We start from the raw sequence: 18,118 nt of genomic DNA, 5'->3' as shown, positions 1-18,118 counted from the left end.
CGCCACTCGTAGCGACTGCATCAACGAACTGGACGGCTCGCATTGCGAATAAGCGTCCGTGGCTCGAGACATTCCCGCGGAAAACTGCCGGAATTAAGTGTTCCTCGCACGGAACAATGCATCAGAGCTGAGGTTCGGCTGACTTCCAACCAGGAGTCAGCCATGTATTACACCGACAAGAAATTGCAGTACCCGGTTCGTGTGGAAACGCCCAATCCAGTCTTTGCCCGTGCCTTGCAGCAGGCCATCGGCGGAGTAGAAGGCGAGATCCGCGTGGCCTTGCAGTATTTCTTCCAGGCATGGGGATGCCGCGGGCCGGCCAAATACCGCGACCTGTTGTTGAACACGGCGACCGAGGAGCTCGGCCATATCGAAATGCTGGCGACTGCGGTCGCCCTCAATCTTGAGGGTGCACCACTTTCGCTGCAGGAGGACATCTCGTCGGACACGGTCGGCGGCTCGGTCCTCAACGGGATGAACTTCCGCCATATCTTGTCGACCGGCCTGGCCGCACTGCCTGAAAACGCCAACGGCGTTCCCTTCAATGCTTCGCATGTCTATGCCAGCGGCAATCTTGCCGCGGATATGGTCGCAAACGTCACCGCGGAAGGAAGCGGCCGCGTGCTTGCGACCCGCCTGTACAACATGACCAGCGATCCCGGCATGAAGGACATGCTGTCCTTCCTTATTGCGCGCGACACCATGCACCAACAGCAGTGGCTCGCGGCAATCGAAGATATGGGCGGACTGAACGCGTCTCTGCCGGTCCCCAACTCCTTCCCGCAGGAAAAGGAGCATCAGGACGTATCCTATGCCTTCATCAATTGCTTCGTCGAAGGTGTCGAACCAGCGCAGGGTCGTTGGAGCGAAGGACCGTCGATGGACGGCAAGGGCGAGTTCTCCCTGGTCGCCGGTTCGCCAATGGGCGAGGAGCCCATGCTGTCGCCGCCTCGGCCAAGTTCCGGCGCCCAGAGCGAGCAGATGATCGACAGGCGGGCAGCCGAATAGGCAAAGATAGCAATGCCGGAGGCAGCCGGCACTCGGCTGTCTCCTGCTAGCGGCTCCTGCGGAGTCGGGCGCACCCGGTGGTACCGAGCAACTGGCGCTCCGCACGAGGGATAGCGCGACCCATTGGTGACTGGTGCGTGCCTGACGAAGCTCTCCATTTCCGCTTCGACATAAATGCTTCACCTAGGGAACATCGCCGGCTCCGCGAAGTTGGACAGCCACGGAGGACGTGCACATGAACAGTGTCATCTATCTTATCGGCGTTATCGTTGTCGTGCTGGCGGTCCTCTCCTTCCTCGGTCTTCACTAGGTGGCCCCATGCAGCATGAAAACGATCAGGGCGGACAGCCCACCGATTTCGACAAGGCGAAAAGCGACGTTTCCGAAAGGCTTCGCCAGGAAAATGAGCGTGCCAGCGAGTTGCTTCACGACGCGCGTGACGAGGTGACCCGCAAGGCTGGCGACTATGCATCTGAAGCCAGGGAGGTCATCTCCGACAAGGCGCAGGAAGCGCAGCGCGACATCGGATCGAGCCTGGCGGCGCTGGGCGGCGCACTGCGCGCGGCCAGTGACCACCTGGCCAACAACGATGAAAGGAACGCATCGAAGTTCGCATTGGATGCTGCCGGTGGCCTGGAGCGGCTTTCATCGTCATTGAAACAGAAGCCGTTCGGCCAGGTCCTGGAGGACGTGCAGTCCTTTGGCCGGCAAAATCCCGGTGTCCTGCTTGCCGGATCGGTACTGGCCGGATTGGCTCTCGGGCGCTTCATCAAGGCCTCGCCGCCGGCGGGTCGAGAATTTCAGGATGCGCCGGGAGACCTCAAATCCCACACCGATCAGGCACAAGGTTGGTCCGCTGATCGGTCGCAGGATTCGGGCGTCGTCGGCGATGATGGGGCTATGCAGAGCGCGGAGCAGGACAGATGAACACCCAGGACAACCCAAGCCTTGCCGGGCTGATCACCGACTTGGCCCAGAATGTCACCACTTTGGTGCAAACCGAGGCCAGGCTGTTTCGGGCCGAGCTTTCTGAAAAGCTTGCCAAGGCCGGAGCAGGTGCCGCGGAAGTGCTGGGCGGCGCGATCTGCCTGCTCGCCGCGCTAATGGTGTTGCTGCAGGCACTCGTTATTGCACTGACGCGGGCAGGACTTGGCGCGGGGTGGTCTTCCCTGCTGGTCGGCGTGGTCGTGGCGGCCCTCGGCATTATCCTGCTGCGGACCGGGACGGCCAGCATGGCGCCTTCGGAACTTACCCCCGACCGCACCCAGGAACAGCTCAAGCGCGACGCGAGCGTGATCAAGGAACAAGTGAGATGACTGAGAAATCCGCAGCCGAACTTGAACGCGAGGCCGAGGCAGCCCGTGCGCGGGTGATGGAGACCGCCGAATCCATTCGAGGCAGGATGTCGCCGGGACAATTGCTGGATGAGTTCACCGGGCTGTTCTCGGGAGGGGAGAGTTCGGCCATGCTCGCCAACCTCAGAACGCAGGTCCGAGACAATCCTTTGCCGGTCACCATGGTGGGAGCGGGTCTGGCTTGGCTGATGTTTGGCAGTGGTATCGCAGACACCGCCCGCGGTTCGGCTGGCTACTCAATGCCCTCGGCGCCGGGACGACATGATGAACGGGAACGTGGAGGCCTGGGCAGCACGCTTTCCGATGCCGCCGCATCTCTGTCATCAGCTGCCACCAGCGTCGGCGATACCGTTTCCAGCGCGGCAAGCAGCGCCGCGGAGGGTTTGACGGGCAGCACGGCCACTGCAAGATCGGTGACCGGCGACATGGCGGCGAAAGCCACCCGCTCCGCGCAAGATCTGTTGGAGAACCAGCCCTTGGCCATAGCGGCCGCGGGTCTCGCCATCGGCGCCGCCATAGGTGCAATGCTGCCCCATACCGCAACGGAGGATGAGCAGCTAGGCGCCTATGGCGACAAGCTTCGCGATACCGCCGAAACCATGCTTGACAGGGGTCTCGACGAGGCCAAGCAGGTCGCCGCCGAAGCCTATGAGACCATCAAGCAGGAAGCTGGCCGGCAACATATGGAAGCAGACACGATCGCCGATCAGCTCGGCGAGATCGTGAAGTCCACAGCAGACAAGACCGAGCATGCCGTGCGTGAACGGATATCCGATCCGTCTCAGCATCAAAGCTAGATGATCCTGGATCGGCGATAGTCGGTCTCTTCCACACAGGGTCGGCGTTGCCCGTCAAACGGTGAACCGCTCAATCATTTCAGAGCGTAGAGGTAGGCCGCGATATCGCGCGCCTGCTGCTCCGAAATTCGGGTCGATGGCATGGCCGTGCGCGGATTGATTTCCCTGGCAGATCGTATCCAGCGGATCAGGTTCTCTGGATTGTTGGCCAGCCCGCCGCCGATAAAGGTGCGGTCAGCAAGACTGGCGTCGAGGCGTGGACCGACCTGCCCTTGCGCGCCCGGCACGCCCGAAATCGTATGGCAGCCGGAACAACCATTCGCAGTCATGATCGGCATGGCGCGCGCAATGTCACCTCCCGTGGCCGCCTCCGCCTCGTGGCGGATGCGCGCCGCCTGATCGGACCACCAGGTCATTCCGGCCACGCCCGCAACGAGCAGCACCAGCGCGGCGCTGGCGCCGGCAAGCAGCCTAGACAAGCTCGTAGGCATGCGCCGCCTCCCCCCTTCCGCTCGCCTTGATCCACAGCGCGGCCAGCAGCAGCGCTGCGCCGCCATAGATCAGTCCAGCGGGAACCCACATCACCAGCCCGGCAAGTTGCTGGTCTTCCAGGGGGCTCAAATTCCATAGTGCCGCACCCACCGCGTTCTGCGGGTACCAGAGCCGCGGCGAGAGCAGCAGGAGCACGCCAAGCAGGCCAGTGTGCAGCGAGGTGACGAAAAGATGCATCACTGCGGTCCCATAGGCATGCTGGCGGCCGGGACGCGGCAAGAGTACCCACCAGAACAGCAGCCCTGTTCCGAAGAAGCTCGCGTGCTGTGCATAGTGCATCACGCCGCGTTCGAGCGCGGCCTCGAACAACGCCGGAAGGTGCCAGATCCATATGGCCAGGCCGTGGGCAATGGTCGCGCTGAGCGGTCGAGTTACGAAAGACCAAACCGCATTCAGCCATCTGCCGTGCCCGGCCATTCCAAGAATGCGCCGGACCCCGGCGGGAAATCCCCACATCAAGGCCGCAGCCGGGCTGGCGGAGACCAGCAGCGGCGCCGCCACGGCCATCAGCAGTTCATGCTCGATCATATGCGCCGCAAAGATCTGCTCACCGAGTGCATGAATCGGGCTGACCAACGCGGCCGTCAACACGCCCCATCCGGCCGTGAACAGCAGAGCCTGGCGCAGCCGCAAAGTCCTGCCGCGGCTGCTGCGCCGCCAAAGCCGGCCAGCTCCAACGACATATATCAAGGCAAGCACGGCAAGTGGCAGGGTGATGGCCAGCGCGAGCGTCCACCCGGCCTCGGGTGCGCCGGCGCCGTAGCAGATGGAAGTAGAGAACAGCCCGTCCAGATTCATCGCAGGCACTCATCCAGGATCAGCGCCGCGCTGCCTTGCATGAGGATCACAAGCGCAAACAGCAACGCCGACAGCATGCCGAGATTGGCGACGAAGCGCTCTGTGGCGCGCGTACGCTCCGGCTTGAATGCGGCACCGCCTCGCCGCTTCGCCCGCCACGACAGCGCCCCGCCGAGCAGCGACAACAAGACGAGCAGCAGCGCCACGGGAAGCACGACCGGCACCTGGCGATTGCATTGCCAGGGCACCAGCGCATAATTCAGCTGTGTCGAGACCGCCCACGCCAGCGGCCCTGACAGAAGACCACCCCAAGACGTTCCCAGGCGTAATGCACGCATCTCAGCCTAGCCTCGGCACCCAGTAGATGAGCAGATAGATCGGAATCCAGGTCAGGACCACGAAGTCCCAGTAGAAGACATTGTCGCCGACATCGCCGAAGCGACGGCCGCTATAGCCGTGGCGCGTGAACATCAGCACAGTCAGCACGATAGTGTCGCCGACATCGGTGATGAGATGGGTGGTGTGCAGCCCGAGCAGCACCCAGAGCATCGATCCATAGGCATTGGTGTCCCAATAGATGTTGAGGGCCGGGAATTCGAACCAGCGCACGACGAGCGGAGCGATGCCGAGCAGCGACATGACCATCAGCCCGATCCGCACCGGCACCATCGAACATTGCTTGGCATAGCGGTGGAGGATGTGGTTAGGCACAAGGCTGACGATGAACAAAATGGTGACGATCGTTCCGGGCCAATGGTTCGGGCGCGGTGCGCTGAGCGGCCAGTCTGGCCATGACTGCGCAAGGTAGAGATAAGCGCCGGCCGCCAGCGCGAAGCCCGTGCCTTCCAGCGCCATGAAACCCAGCGTGCCCCACCAGGTCGGGCTGCGCGGACCGTGCCCGAAGGTGGGCAGGCCAGAAAGATCGGCGGCGGCGCGCTGCTTCATTCCTCGTCCTCCGGATCGCCCTTGGGCCAGAACCATCCGATCAACGTGATGGCGATTGGCGCGGCGCCCCAGACGATCGCCCAGGGCGTGAAGATTGAATAGAGAAACGTGCCGCCGACGGCCAGCGCCGCTAAAAGCGGCCAGATCGAAGGGGCGGCCGATTTCTCGCGAATGTCGGGATGAGCTTCGGCCACGGTCGAGATGAGGAGTTCGCGCGCGTCGACGCGGAGCCCGGTCGCTACAGGGAGCGCCTCGCGCTCGGCCCAGAGCGGCTCGATATGAGTGACGATGGGAATGCGTGCGAAATTATAGCTCGGCGGCGGCGAGGATGTTGCCCACTCCAAGGTTCCTGCGTCCCACGGATTGTTCCCGGCCGAGGTGCCTTTCAACGCGCCATGCACAAGGTTGAAGGTGAACAGGACAAAGCTCAGGAAGAAGAGTAACGCCCCAGCCGAGATGAAAAGGTTGATGTTGCCCCAGCCAAGCTCGGCCGGATAGGTGTAGACACGTCGTGGCATGCCCCACAGGCCGACCAGATGCATCGGGAAAAAGGCTGCATTGAACCCGATGAAGGCCAGCCAGAAATGCCACCGCCCGAGGCGTTCGCTCATCATGCGGCCGGTGACCTTCGGGAACCAGAAATAAGCCGCGCCAAGCAGCGGGAACACCGAGCCGCCGATCAGCACGTAATGGAAATGAGCGACGACGAAATAGGTGTCGTGGACCTGAAGATCCAGTGGCACTGAGGCGAGCATCACGCCCGTCAGCCCGCCGATGACGAAGATGAAGAAGAAGCCGAAGACGAACAGCAACGGAGTTCGGATCACCGGTCTGCCGTCCCATAATGTTGCCAGCCAGCAGAAGATCTGTACGCCGTTCGGGATGGCGATCATCATGCTGGATGCGGTGAAGAAGCTGGCGCCAAGCTTTGGCAGGCCGGTGGCGAACATGTGATGGACCCAAAGCCCGAACGAAAGGAAGCCGACCGCGATCAGCGACAGGACCAGCCCGAGATGACCGAATGTCGGTCGCCTGGCGAAAACAGGAATGATCGAGGACACCATGCCCGTCGCCGGCAGGAAGATGATGTAAACTTCCGGATGGCCGAAGAACCAGAAGAGGTGTTGGAACAGCAGAGCATCCCCACCTTCGGCCGGGTTGAAGATGTGCGTGCCAACCAGCCGGTCAAGGATCAGGAAAGTCGAGGTGATCATCACCGCCGGCATCGCGAAGACGACGACGAAGGAAGTGACCAGCATCGCCCAGACATAGAGCGGGATCTTGTCCAGCGACATGCCGGGGGCTCGCTGCTTGAAGACCGTGACGATGGTCGCCACCGCGACGGCCAGTGACGACACTTCGGTATAGGTGATCATCTGCGCCCAGACGTCAGCCCGCTTGCCCGGTGCGAATTCGGGGCCGGACAGCGGTACGTAGGCGAACCAGCCCACATCAGGGGCCATGTTGAGGGCGAAGGACACCCAGGCGAAAGCGCCGCCCGAGACGTAGACCCAGTAGCTGAACGCGTTCAGGCGCGGAAACGCGATGTTGCGGGTGCCGACCATCAGCGGCACCAGGTAGATCCCGGTCGCCTGCACGATGGGCACGGCGAACAGAAACATCATCGTAACGCCATGCATGGTGAACAGCTGATTGTAGAGGTCGGGCCCGATCAGCCCGCGTTGCGGTCCAGAAAGCTGGATGCGCATGACGACAGCGTTGAGGCCGCCAAGACCAAGGAACACGAAAGCGGTGATCAAATAGCGTCGTGCGATCACCTTGTGATCGACGCTCGACAAGGCTCCGACGATGCCGGATGGCGTCCGCCAGGTGCGCTCGAGCCAGCGATGCAGGCCGGCATCATCCATGCCGGTGTCGCGCGGTCCGTCATGCTCGGGCGCGATGTCGCCTTTTGCAGATACCTTGCGCTCCGGCGGCAGGTCGCGTTGGCTTGTGAGATCCGCGCTGCTCATTTCAGACCCTCGAGATAGGCGACCACGGCATTGAGCTCATCGCCGCTGAGCTCCACCACCGGCATGTGGGAGCCGGGCTTGATGCCTTGCGGGTCGGCTATCCAGGCGGCGAGATTGCCGCGGCTCATCGTCAAGGTCCCGGCAGCGAGCGTCTGCCGGCTGGCTATGTGGGTGAGATCGGGAGCCACCGTTCCGCCGGCCGGCGTCCCCCCGATCCTGTGACACATCACGCAGGGGCGTTTGAGGAACAGGTCCGCACCGACCTTGGCTTCGCCGCTCGCCGGCGCGCCGGCCGGCTGCAACTGGTCGTTCAGCCAGGCATCGAATTTCGGGCGCGGCTCGGCGATGATGAAGGTGCCCATGTTGGCGTGCTGCGCACCGCAGAATTCAGCGCATTGACCACGGTAGACGCCTGGCTTGTCCGCCTTGATATCCAGGACGTTCATGTGGCCCGGGATAAGATCGAGCTTGCCGGCCAAGCTTGGGATCCAGAAGGAATGGATCACATCGGTCGAGGTCAAAAGCAGCCGCACCGGCTCGCCGGCAGGGATATGAATCTCGTTTGCCGTCGTCAGGATGCGGCTCGGCGTAGCATCCTCGTAGCGCACCTCCCACCACCACTGGTGCCCGGTCACCCTGATTGTCAGCGCAGCCTCCGAGCCGATCGCAGCCAGCGTCCTGTTGGCGAAAAAGCTTAGCAGCGTCAGTCCGATCAGGATGATGGTGGTCACTCCGACGGCGGACACGACCACGCGCATCTTGCCGCGTTCGGCCGCTTCGTCGAGTAGGAGGGGTTCATCGCCGGAACGCGATCGCATGACCAGCGGTGCTGCGAGAGCGATCATCACCAGCGCCCAAACAACCGCGCAAAGCGCGGTAAAGAACCAGATGAGCCAGGCCAGCTCGCCGGCTGCGGGGCCCTTCGGGTCAAGCGCCGACTGCCAGCCTGCGCATCCCTGCAGAAACAGGACACAGAAGGCGAAGGCCATCGAGGCCGGGCGCTTCACGGTGATTTGCCCAGTGTCGCGGCATCCGGCAGGCGGTTTTCCGAGGGATGCACCATCATGTCGTCATCGCGTTGCGGCGCGGCGGAAGACGGCGCGTTGCCGCCCAGTGCGCGCACGAAGGCCGCCAGCTCCCATATCTGGTCGTCGGGTATCTTCTGGCCGAAGCTTGGCATCCCGTTGGGCCTGCCGTCGCGGATCGTGGCGTGGATGCTTTCCATCGAGCTGCCGTAGATCCACTTCTCGTCCATGAGCGCCGGACCCATGCCGCCACCGCCATTGGCATGGCAGCCCGAGCAGTTGAACCAGCCGAACAGGCGTTTGCCCTCGCTCATGTGGAAGGCGTTGGCCTCGAAGCTCGCCGCCTTGTTGTCGGTGGGGGAGGGTCGCTGTCCGCCCGGCTCCAACGTGGTCACAGGCGTCGGCTGCTCACCTGAGCCGAGCGCCGATTGCGGTCGCGTGTCGCGCTCCTCGCGCTGGCAGGCGACCAAGGCCAGCGTCAAGGGCAGCAACATCGCCAGAGCGCGCCTCATCGGGCCGGTCTCCCGGCCATGTCCAGACGCGGTACGCCGTATCGCGCCAGAACCTCGTCGATCTCGGCCTTGTGTCGGGCAAGCGCGCTATTCACATCGCCACGCAGCGCATCGTCCTCGCGTCGAACACCCATTGAGATGTCGTACATCAGCGGCAGTTGCGGTCCATCGATGCGAGGCGTGACCGGCGTGATCCGGAGCGGCACCTTTTGCCTCTGCGCGAAATAGCCGGCGAGCGGACCCCAGACCACGGCAAGGTCGATCTCGCCGTTCGCGACAGCTTCGACGATGCGCGCCGGCGGGTTGGGAGCAGAGTAGTCGCCATAGACGGGGTAGCCGATGAGGTGCCCGACAATGCCGCGGCGGCCAAGCGCCTGGACAGGCGGCGAGTTGGCGCCATCGTCGCCGATGAGCTGAACACCGATGCGCAATTCTTGCAACCGCGGGTCGTTGAAGGACGTCACGTCCGGGCCGTCCTGGCGGGTCACGAAGACATAGGACGAACGGTAGTAAGGCGTGGTGGTGCGCAGCATTTCGAGATTGGCAGGCGTGCCGGGCACGAGATCGCAAAGGCCTGCCTTCAGCGTGTTGCGGATGAAGCCACGGCGCTGCGCCCACCAGGTATACGTCAGCTTGGCGCCAAGATCAGTGGCGACAATTTCCGCGATCCTGTTCTCGAACCCTTGACCGGCCGCGTTGGAAAACGGCATGTTGTTCGGGTCGGCGCACACTCTCAATTCACGTGCGTTGGCAACAGCCGGAAAGAGCAACAAGGCGAGCCCGGCCATGCCGATCGCCACCCGTTGGAACGCCTTTCGCGCCGGACGTACGGTCAAGTTCAATCCATCAAGGCAGCCGGAACACATAAAGCGTGCCTCCCGCCGTGGTAGCGTTCTTCAGATCCTTCATCGCGTTGACGAAGCCCAGTGCCGCGGTGGCATCGCGTGGGTCTAAGTCGCCCGAAACGATGGCGCCGGCCCAGCCACCGACGCCTGACAGAATTGCGACATACTGGTGCCCATCGGGGCCGCGATAGGTTATTGGCTGGCCGATGATGCCGGACGACGTCTTGAACTGCCAAAGCAGATCGCCAGTCCTGGCGCTGACCGCCTTGAACCAGCCTTCCATGGTCCCGTAAAAGACGACATCGCCGGCAGTGACGACGGTGCCGCTCCATACCGGAAAGTTCTCCTTCAGGACCCAGGCCGGCTTGGCGGCGGAAACATCCCAGGCGGTAAAAGCACCACGATTGCCGCCCGGCCCGGGGATCATGCGTACGTTCATGCCGACATAGGGCGTGCCTGCGATGTAGTTTACCTCGACGCCTTCTTCATCCATGCAGAGATTGTTGTGGGGGATATAGAGCAGGCCGGTCCTCGGCGAAAACGCCGATGGCTGCCAGTCCTTGAGGCCGGATGCCGTGGGACAAATGTCTCGGACCACCTTGCCGGTGCCGGTTCTCTTGTCAGGGTTTGCAATCAGGCGGCCGGTCTTCAGATCGACGCCTTTGCTGGAATTGACCGGGCCATAGGCTGTGGCCGATAGCACCTCTCCAGTGGTCCGATCGAGGATATAGAGGTAGCCGTTGCGTTCCGGTCGGACAAGGACCTTGCGCGGCTTGCCTTGCCAGGTCATGTCCAGAAGGATCTGCTCGTTGATGCCGTCGTAGTCATGGAGGTCATGCGGGCTCCACTGATAGAACCACTTCGCCGCTCCGGTATCGGCGTCACGCGCGAAAATACCGGACGTCCATTTGTTGTCGCCTGGCCGCAAATCCGGATTCCACGGTCCTGGATTGCCTGTGCCGTGGAAGATCAGGTTCAAGTCCGGATCGTAGGAGATCCAGCCCCACATATTGCCGCCGCCGATCTTCCAGGCTTCCGGTGGCCATGTCGTCACGCCAAGGTCTGTGCCCCTGTCCATGTCGTAGTGGGGCTTGAAGTCCGGGCCGATCAGCACATCCTTGTCGGGTCCAGTGCCATAAGCCGTCCAGACAACATGCCCGTCTCCGGCATCCAGCGCCTTGACCCAGCCGCGGACGCCCATTTCGCCGCCGGAATTGCCGACCAGAACTTTGCCCTTCACCACCAGCGGCGCCATGGTGATGGTCTCGCCGATGTTGATGTTGCCGATATGAGTGTTCCAGATCGGCTTGCCCGTATTGGCATCGAGCGCGATCGTGTGGCCGTCCAGCGTGTTGAAGAAGATGCGTCCGTTGGCGAAGGCCGCTCCGCGGTTGACGACATCGCAGCAGGCCACTCCTTGTGCCGCCGGCTCGGGGTTGGGCTCGTACTTCCACTTCATCGGCGCGCCGGGCCTGGAAAGGTCGAGCGCGTAGACGATGTTGGGAAAGGGCGTGACGATGTACATGTTGTTGCCGACGACCAGCGGCGCTGCTTCCTGGCCCTTGTTTACGCCGGTCGAGAAGGTGAAGGCGACCTGCAGGTTCTTGACGTTGCCTTCGTTGATCTCGCTGAGTTCGCTGAAGCGGGTCGACGCGTAGTTCTTGGCCGGCATTGTCCATTGCCCGTCATCGGGTGGCGCCGCGGCGGCGGGCGGCGCGATAGCCGCCGCCGATGCGGGCTCCGAGGCACCGCTCAGAAACAGGCCGCATGCCAGCAGCATCACCGAGAGTATGCCCGTGCGAAAGGAATTCTCGGTCGCCAATGCGCGGGCGCCTTGTCCTGCGTCAACGCGCGCTGGTGCCGGGTGCAGCATGCCTTTCATTTGTGGATCGAGCCTCCCACGCCGGCGCCGAGCTCCGCCGCGATGTCAGCCTCGGTGCCGGCACAAAGCGGATGGCCCCAGCCCGAGGCGCTTTTGCCGCCGGGATCGACATCGTAGACGATGGCGTCCTTGCGATTGGGATTGACCCCGGCGGGAACCTTGTCGAGGCCAAGCGCCGCGCGAACACGCCAGGCGACATTGTGATCGGCGCATGAGGAATCTCCTGAGACCCCGAGGCCTCCGACGATGCTCTTGCCGTCATAGAGGGCAAGCCCGCCGCCAAACACGACGACGCCTCCAATTGGCTTGCCGACGAGAGGATCGCTGGCACTTCCAAACATTTTGGGATCGCCCGCATAGGCTGCGGCCTGGTTGACCGGGTTGGTCTCCTGCAAGCCGAAAAGCGGCCCGCCCGGCTGCGTCCCCGCGTAGAGATTGGCCGTCGATAGGGCCATTTGCGCCAGGCTGAGCCCATTGGCTGTATTGGCCTTCTCCGCCGCGACGAGGCGACTGCCTGGCCATTGCGAATCGGCGGTGGGACCGCTGAAAGCGATCGCGCACACCGCGCCGTCGCGAGCAACGACAGCGGCCCATTCGTTGGTCTCAAAGCCACCGTTGGCAGGTCCGCCGCTTGCTTTCACATTGGCCTTGAGTGCGGCGAGCAGCTTATCGTGGTCGGCCGGGCAGGGCGCCTGTGCCATGGCTTGGCCCTGTGGGAACAGGCCACTCGTCAACAACACCAGACCAAAGGCTGATAGCAAACGCCGACAGCGATACATTGTCCTGCCCATTCGTTCGAGCATCAAAGAACCCCGGAGCATTCTGGCAGCCTGGAAAATGCGAAAATGAGTCCGTGGTCCAATGCCGTCGCTATTTAACTTGGGCGATGCAGCTATGTTCCTGCTTTTGCAAAAAATTGCGCAGCCGCGTGCGCCGATGCAAGGTTGCCGTCTGTCCGTGTCGCCGGCGCAATATCCGCGGCCGAGATCGTGGTACCTACTGTCATACGTGTATTGTGATGCAAACGACACCCGGCGAGAAGGAATAAACGTAGCCAAAACAGGCAGTTGACGGGCTGACTGATCCCTGCCCATTGTGCCGGCACCTATGAACGTTGCGCCAGCATTGCCAAGGCAACCTGTCGGCCCTTGGCAATGGGAGAAAACCTGCCTGTCATCGAGGAGTCGGGCACGCCCCTTTGCTTGGTCGAGGCTCGCCTACATCCAACCAGACGCCTCCAACTGCGGCGGTGTCACGGGCTGGCTGCGGGTGGCAGCACTTTCACGCAAGGCCAGGATTCCCATCTGCAGTCACGGAATGCAGGAACTTCCCGTCAGCCTGGTTCACGTTTACGCCTTTGCCCGCAGCGTCAGCCGATGGAACATGATGCCGGTCGCCGCCGTTGGAAGAGCTTGGAGGCGGCCGCATGCACCTTGTCCAGATCCTGCTTCCTCGTTCCGACAACGCGGGTGAGCCCTTCGCCAAGGAAGACTTCGATCGTGTGAAGGACGAACTCGCCAATACCTTCAAAGGTGTCACCGCGTATTTTCGGACGCCCGCGGAAGGGGTATGGAGGGAGGGAAAAGAGTCCGACATGGACGAGATTGTCATCTTCGAGGTGATGACGGAAGAAGTCGATCTGCCCGATTGGCGAAGGCGCCGAGCGGAGTTGGAGCGCCGTTTCCGGCAGGACGAGATCATCATCCGCTACCTACCGATGGCATTTGGTCTAAAGGTCCAGACGCCTCCGGGATTGGGTTTTGCCACCCTCCTTCCCGAGTTGAACTGCATTTGAAATCTGGAATGGCCTATTAGAGGTTTAATTGCGATCCTTTGGACTGCGTGATTGCTTCAGTGGGTCTTCTGCAGGGCAAAATATTGCGCATCGGTCGATTTGTAGAGAGAAGGAAATATAACATACGTCCCATTAACAATTTAGACCTTTTGTCGATGGCTTGTACTGATGACACTGGTATTTTACTGGTTGCAAGCCTTGCAAGTCGACCTGACGGGGCAGTCTGGACAGGACCGAACCGCCTGCTTCAAAGGGTTGACCGGAAATGGGCGTCAAAGGTCGCATTGTTGGCTGTCCAGTGACTACGCTCCTACGGCGTCGGTCATTTTTCTTTTGCTGCCGCCGATCGGTTCTGGCCGGTCGGCGCCGTTGTCTTCGCGTCTTTCGAATGCGCTGCTATTGCAGGACCCGCGCCAGTCGACTTGCGCATATCGCCGTTGCCAGCGGGGCCGGGCTTCTTGCCGAGTAGTCTTGAAACGAGCGTACCTGGATATCCCATTTGATACCTCCCGTGAGATTCGCGTACGCGACGGGCCAGTCTTCGCCTGGTGGGGCTACTACACGTTTTCGGCCTCCATGTTGACAGCCGATTCAGCGAGTTGTGTCAGCGCCTCGTCGGTCGCTTTTTCCTCTCCAAGCGTCAAATTGAGGAGAGAAACCGCTTCATCCAGCTCGAGTTCGGAGGCCCAGGTCTTCAGTGTGCCATAGCGTGAGATTTCGTAGTGCTCCACAGCCTGGGCCGCAGCCAGCAGGCCGGCGTCCAGGGCAGGTGTGCCCTTATATTCCTCCATGATCTCGGCACCTTCATCGGTGATGCCCACAATAGCCGCACACGTCTTTCCCTGCGGCTTCTTGCCGATCACTTCGAAAACCTGTTCGAGCCGGGCAACGTGTTCTTTCGTTTCCTCGCGGTGCTTTTCGAACGCCGCCTTCAAATCTGGGCTTTGAGCGGCCTTTGCCATTTTCGGCAGCGTCGCAACGATCTTCTTTTCGGCGAAATAGATGTCCTTCAACGTGTCGTGGAAAAGTTCGTTCAGGCCCTTCGGTGATGCCTTCTTAGTGGGTGCCATCCTGTGTTCTCCCGTTCGCGCTCAAAAGCGAGGCGGAATAGCAACTCGATGCAGGGCAACTGGTTCCGGAGAGCGTTCTCTGATTGCAGTGAAATTGAACGCGACCAATTTATTCAGGACAGCCATGACGCTCAAGACCTGTCTCCCAGCACCCGCCGCCCGACGCTCAGGTAGTCCTGGCTGCAACGTGACGGTCCAAGCGCAAATAATAGAACTCCTTGAGAGCATGAATCAAGGCACCGGATCGTCAATTCTATTCATATCCCATAATATCGCGCTTGTGTCGGAGTTCTGCTCAAGAGTTATTGTAATGTATGCTGGAAGTATAGTTGAAGAGGGTCCCGTATCAGAAGTTTTCTCTGCGCCATCGCATCCCTACACCTCGGCGCTTATCAAGTCCGTGCCGCCGCTCGACATTCGCCTTGAAAGCGGTCTGGTCTCAATTGAGGGACGGCCGCCGGATTTGGCGGACAAACAGATTGGATGCGCATTTTGTCCGCGATGCAGTTCCAAAATCGAAAAGTGCATAGATCAGCGTCCGCCTCTTAGGGGAACAGGGTTGCGCAAAGTGGCATGCTGGGTTGCCGGTAAAGAGCAAGCTTCACTGGGGGCATAACCCTCAGGCACATTTGTCAGATCACATGCTCAGGGCGTTTAGGGATAAAGGGGAGGCAAGTCACTATATCTGAACGACAACCAGGCAGACGCGCCGTGGCTACGCCGCGAGTTCGACCGTGCCCGGAAAAACGAACGTGCCTTGTTCATCCATAGTTAGAATAGGTCGGCTCCTTGCACGAAACAAGGTCCCTCTTCCCAGAAGCCACCCCGGTTTGTAGAAGGCCTTTCGCAGCCAATGTCCCGCAATGGCGCGCTTGAAAGACAGGACAAAGGCTGGTCGGTTTACGACCTGACACGACTCCGATTATCAGGAGGAGCCGTTTCCGCGTCCATTTCCGCTATATCCTGGAACCTGTCGGCGATGCGGGCGTGAACACGTCCGCCATTGGCGGCACCGATGGCAACCAGCACTTCGTCGGCACCCGGCGCGTCGGCAATCTGGAAATTCGCGGTGATAAAATGCGAACGCCTCCCGTTCTCGCTCTTGTGCATCATTGGCAGTGACAACAACGCCCCCGCGGCGTTTCTGGTGTTGCAGAATTCGAGATAGGTGGTGCCGCCGACGGCATCGCGGAACAGATTGCCAAAGCGCAGCGTGTGGATCAGCGCCGAGGCGTGTTCGATTTCGCCATTGATACCGACGGCCGCGGCCTTGCCATAGGATTCGATCTCGGCCGGCGGCATCAAGGCGGTTAGCCGCTGCGTAAGTTCGGCGCCGAGCCTGGGGGCGATGTCGATGATCTCGGGGCGAAGGTTTTCGACGAAGCCGCGTCCCCTCCACGGGTTCTTCAACACGGCGGCGACGACGATCGATGTGACCGGTTTGCCAGCGACCTTGCCGCCCTCGATCAGAACCTCGTCGATGAAGGTGCAGACTTTCCTGATTTCCATTCGCGCCAACGGTCCTTTCTGCCCAAACTCGAAAGGGCCAGGCTAGGAAGGCGCGCACCACGCGTCTTCCTCTGCTTCAGAGGAAAAACCGGATGTCTCGCTCTCGGAAGACGTGTAGCTTCACTCGGCCGCGAATTGCTTATATCGGGGCTCGCAGTGCCAACAGGAACAGATCGGTCAGCCGGAACAGTCGCACCAGTGAACCATCAGTCGCAAATCCTGTCGCTACGCGACGCCGCCAGCCTGATCAACTCAGGCGGCGATCTCAGCACGGTGTTGCGTGATCTGGTGTTGGCCGCCTGCCGGCATGCCGGATGGACAATGGGGTCGATCATGAGCATCGACGCACCGCATGGCCATGCTTACGTGATCGTTCGCCACGACCCGACCTTGATCCAGCGGTCGCTCCCCGACCGCTGGGAACTCGCCACCAGTCCGTCGATCGTTGCCCTGCAACGCAACGAGGCCGTCTATATCAGGGATGCCCGGGTCTCGGAGGAGTTTCCTGGCTATCGCATGGAGGCTTTCGAACGCGACTACCGCAGCGTTCTGGTAATGCCGATGAGTTGCCTCGACGAGGCCGGAAGGCCGATGGTGCTCAGCGTCATCTCGCGAGAGATCATGGACGTCAGCGCCGACGATCTCGCCTTCATCGGGATGATCGTCCATCTCGGTGAAATCGCTGTCGAGAAACAGCACAAGCTGCGCGAGGAGAAGCGTGCATCGGAACGGCTCCAGCAGGCGCTCCAGGCACATACGTCGCTGCTGCAGCAGGCCTTGGCCGAAAGCTCGATGCGTTCGCTTGCCGGTAAGATCGCAGCATTGGTGCCCAACCCCGTCGTCGTGGTCGATTTCACCGCCAACCTGATCGTCGCCAGCCGCTCCCCGAGCGAGAAGCATTTCGACGACGCGGCCTGGCAGCTTGCCGCCAACACCAGCCTGCACCGGCAGATCATGAAGGTCGCGCGGTCGGCGGTGGATCAGCCGCACAGCGAGGCTCATACGTTCTTCCTCGACGACGGCAAGCGCCGTCTGCGTCTCACCGCGAAGATCGAACCGTTGAGTGTTGATGCCGAGGCTGTCGGGGCAATGGTCATCTTCACCATGCAGGAGCCCTTCAGCCAGCTCGACCTGCTTCTGCTGGACAGCGCCAAATTCGCGCTCAGCGTCCAGATGATGCGCAGCTTCATCCGCTTCCGATTCGAGACACGCACGCTGACGGAGTTGTTCATGGAGGTGGTCGAGCATCGCTGGCACGACCCCGCCGATGTAACGCAGCGGGCGCAGCGGCTTGGCGTAGGGCTGGCATCACCAAAGCAGATGATCCTCATCGACCTGCCTGAAGCCGCCCAAAGCAGCGCCGGACGTCTGGTCGATCCGCATCATGCGGTGATCCGGTTGCTGCAGCAGAACTCGGTCGCGGCTGACATCATCGTCGTCGACAATGGCCTCGTCTGCCTGATCCCGGCTGAGCTGGGCGAAGACAAGGACCGTGTCGCCAAGCTGCTGCGCAAGGTTGCCGAGGAACTGGGGCGCCAATTCGGCCAGGAACCGTTCGTCGTTCTTTCCGGCCTCTGCACGAAACTTGCGGACTATCCCCCGGCATGGGATCGCTGCCGGCGCATGATCCGTATCGGACGCTCGTTCGGCCGGACCGGCGTCTTTGCCAGCCAGGATTTCGGCCCGCTGCCGATGCTGATCGCGGCCGCCGAGGTGGAGGATGTGCGGAGCTTCGTGCAGGACAGTGTCGGCGCCATCGCCGATCACGATCGCCAGCACGGCACCCCCTATATGGAGACGTTGTTCTCGTATCTGCGCGAAGGCTGCCGCAGCCAGGCCTGCGCTGATGCGATGGGGCTGCACGTGACCACCTTGCGGTACCGGCTGGCGCGCATCCAGGAACTGTTCGGTGTCGATCTCGATACCCCTGAGCGGCGCTTTGCTTTCGAGCTCGCCATCCGCTTGCGCGAGGTCATCGACAACCGCGATTCGGTCGAAAGATAGCATCGTTCCAGCCTCCGCCGTGCGGACTGTTTCCAGCTTGGGTATCTT

General features: G+C 61.6%; 20 protein-coding genes. 8 read left to right on the top strand and 12 right to left on the bottom strand.

Annotated elements, in window-relative coordinates:
* Nucleotides 1-162: 162 nt before the first annotated feature.
* The 4 genes from A4R29_RS31670 (at nt 163) to A4R29_RS31655 (ending at nt 3,160) form a co-directional block, all read left to right on the top strand.
* Nucleotides 163-1,008, top strand: a complete 846-nt coding sequence (locus A4R29_RS31670; RefSeq protein WP_013525132.1) for a manganese catalase family protein — start codon at nt 163-165, stop codon at nt 1,006-1,008.
* Nucleotides 1,009-1,326: 318 nt separating this feature from the next.
* Complete coding sequence (locus tag A4R29_RS31665) at nt 1,327-1,935, top strand: hypothetical protein (RefSeq protein WP_013525133.1); 609 nt, start codon at nt 1,327-1,329, stop codon at nt 1,933-1,935.
* Nucleotides 1,932-2,324: a phage holin family protein gene (locus tag A4R29_RS31660; RefSeq protein WP_013525134.1), complete on the top strand. Its 393-nt coding sequence runs from the start codon at nt 1,932-1,934 to the stop codon at nt 2,322-2,324. Before A4R29_RS31665 ends, A4R29_RS31660 begins: the two co-directional genes overlap by 4 nt.
* Before the next feature lie 56 nt (nt 2,325-2,380).
* Nucleotides 2,381-3,160, top strand: coding sequence for a hypothetical protein (locus A4R29_RS31655; RefSeq protein ID WP_244506994.1), 780 nt, complete (start codon nt 2,381-2,383; stop codon nt 3,158-3,160).
* A gap of 74 nt (nt 3,161-3,234) precedes the next feature.
* On the opposite strand, the gene A4R29_RS31650 is transcribed toward A4R29_RS31655, so the two are convergent.
* Genes A4R29_RS31650 through A4R29_RS31605 form a run of 10 tightly spaced genes read right to left on the bottom strand, consistent with a single transcriptional unit; the run spans nt 3,235 to nt 12,393 of the window.
* Nucleotides 3,235-3,651: a c-type cytochrome gene (locus tag A4R29_RS31650; protein ID WP_013525136.1), complete on the bottom strand. Its 417-nt coding sequence runs from the start codon at nt 3,649-3,651 to the stop codon at nt 3,235-3,237.
* Complete coding sequence (locus A4R29_RS31645) at nt 3,632-4,510, bottom strand: cytochrome c oxidase assembly protein (protein ID WP_013525137.1); 879 nt, start codon at nt 4,508-4,510, stop codon at nt 3,632-3,634. Before A4R29_RS31645 ends, A4R29_RS31650 begins: the two co-directional genes overlap by 20 nt.
* The gene (locus A4R29_RS31640) at nt 4,507-4,848 is read right to left on the bottom strand and encodes a hypothetical protein (protein WP_013525138.1); all 342 of its coding nucleotides are present in this window, start codon (nt 4,846-4,848) and stop codon (nt 4,507-4,509) included. The genes A4R29_RS31645 and A4R29_RS31640 overlap by 4 nt, the downstream gene beginning before the upstream one ends.
* Before the next feature lies 1 nt (nt 4,849).
* On the bottom strand, nt 4,850-5,455 hold the full coding sequence (locus A4R29_RS31635; protein WP_013525139.1) for a cytochrome c oxidase subunit 3: 606 nt from the start codon (nt 5,453-5,455) through the stop codon (nt 4,850-4,852).
* On the bottom strand, nt 5,452-7,428 hold the full coding sequence (gene ctaD, locus A4R29_RS31630) for a cytochrome c oxidase subunit I (protein WP_013525140.1): 1,977 nt from the start codon (nt 7,426-7,428) through the stop codon (nt 5,452-5,454). Before ctaD ends, A4R29_RS31635 begins: the two co-directional genes overlap by 4 nt.
* Nucleotides 7,425-8,417, bottom strand: a complete 993-nt coding sequence (gene coxB / locus A4R29_RS31625) for a cytochrome c oxidase subunit II (protein WP_013525141.1) — start codon at nt 8,415-8,417, stop codon at nt 7,425-7,427. The genes ctaD and coxB overlap by 4 nt, the downstream gene beginning before the upstream one ends.
* A gap of 14 nt (nt 8,418-8,431) precedes the next feature.
* The gene (locus tag A4R29_RS31620; protein WP_027161881.1) at nt 8,432-8,965 is read right to left on the bottom strand and encodes a c-type cytochrome; all 534 of its coding nucleotides are present in this window, start codon (nt 8,963-8,965) and stop codon (nt 8,432-8,434) included.
* Nucleotides 8,962-9,831 (bottom strand): substrate-binding domain-containing protein, encoded by an 870-nt coding sequence (locus A4R29_RS31615; RefSeq protein ID WP_063174003.1) that lies wholly within the window; start codon nt 9,829-9,831, stop codon nt 8,962-8,964. The genes A4R29_RS31620 and A4R29_RS31615 overlap by 4 nt, the downstream gene beginning before the upstream one ends.
* Nucleotides 9,812-11,692 (bottom strand): methanol/ethanol family PQQ-dependent dehydrogenase, encoded by a 1,881-nt coding sequence (locus A4R29_RS31610; protein WP_063174002.1) that lies wholly within the window; start codon nt 11,690-11,692, stop codon nt 9,812-9,814. Before A4R29_RS31610 ends, A4R29_RS31615 begins: the two co-directional genes overlap by 20 nt.
* Entirely contained in the window at nt 11,689-12,393 is a 705-nt protein-coding gene (locus A4R29_RS31605; RefSeq protein ID WP_082827622.1) for a heme-binding protein, read from the bottom strand. Before A4R29_RS31605 ends, A4R29_RS31610 begins: the two co-directional genes overlap by 4 nt.
* A 406-nt stretch (nt 12,394-12,799) precedes the next feature.
* Between A4R29_RS31605 and A4R29_RS35665 the strand changes: the two genes are divergently transcribed.
* Both A4R29_RS35665 and A4R29_RS31600 read left to right on the top strand, forming a co-directional pair.
* A complete protein-coding gene (locus A4R29_RS35665) occupies nt 12,800-13,165 on the top strand; it encodes an enolase C-terminal domain-like protein (RefSeq protein WP_366212637.1) in 366 nt (121 codons plus the stop codon).
* Nucleotides 13,119-13,487 carry a hypothetical protein gene (locus A4R29_RS31600; protein WP_338039893.1) on the top strand — a complete coding sequence of 123 codons (369 nt, stop codon included), beginning with the start codon at nt 13,119-13,121 and terminating at the stop codon, nt 13,485-13,487. Before A4R29_RS35665 ends, A4R29_RS31600 begins: the two co-directional genes overlap by 47 nt.
* Nucleotides 13,488-14,044: 557 nt before the next feature.
* Here the strand turns inward: A4R29_RS31600 and A4R29_RS31595 are convergent.
* On the bottom strand, nt 14,045-14,557 hold the full coding sequence (locus A4R29_RS31595) for a YciE/YciF ferroxidase family protein (protein ID WP_063174000.1): 513 nt from the start codon (nt 14,555-14,557) through the stop codon (nt 14,045-14,047).
* On the opposite strand from A4R29_RS31595, the gene A4R29_RS35515 reads away from it, so the two are divergent.
* The gene (locus tag A4R29_RS35515) at nt 14,490-15,173 is read left to right on the top strand and encodes an oligopeptide/dipeptide ABC transporter ATP-binding protein (protein WP_082827653.1); all 684 of its coding nucleotides are present in this window, start codon (nt 14,490-14,492) and stop codon (nt 15,171-15,173) included. The genes A4R29_RS31595 and A4R29_RS35515 overlap by 68 nt on opposite strands.
* 284 nt (nt 15,174-15,457) lie before the next feature.
* Here the strand turns inward: A4R29_RS35515 and A4R29_RS31590 are convergent, their stop codons facing one another.
* Complete coding sequence (locus A4R29_RS31590) at nt 15,458-16,066, bottom strand: amino acid synthesis family protein (RefSeq protein ID WP_063173999.1); 609 nt, start codon at nt 16,064-16,066, stop codon at nt 15,458-15,460.
* A 198-nt stretch (nt 16,067-16,264) separates the two neighbouring features.
* Here A4R29_RS31590 and A4R29_RS31585 point away from each other — a divergent pair, with 198 nt between their 5' ends.
* Nucleotides 16,265-18,070, top strand: a complete 1,806-nt coding sequence (locus A4R29_RS31585) for a helix-turn-helix domain-containing protein (RefSeq protein ID WP_063173998.1) — start codon at nt 16,265-16,267, stop codon at nt 18,068-18,070.
* Nucleotides 18,071-18,118 lie beyond the last annotated feature (48 nt).

It is taken from the genome of Mesorhizobium ciceri biovar biserrulae (genome assembly GCF_001618845.1).
GTDB classification, from domain to species: domain Bacteria; phylum Pseudomonadota; class Alphaproteobacteria; order Rhizobiales; family Rhizobiaceae; genus Mesorhizobium; species Mesorhizobium ciceri.
Note: the sequence above shows the minus strand (reverse complement) of the source record. Positions and strands in the feature narration are given on the sequence as shown.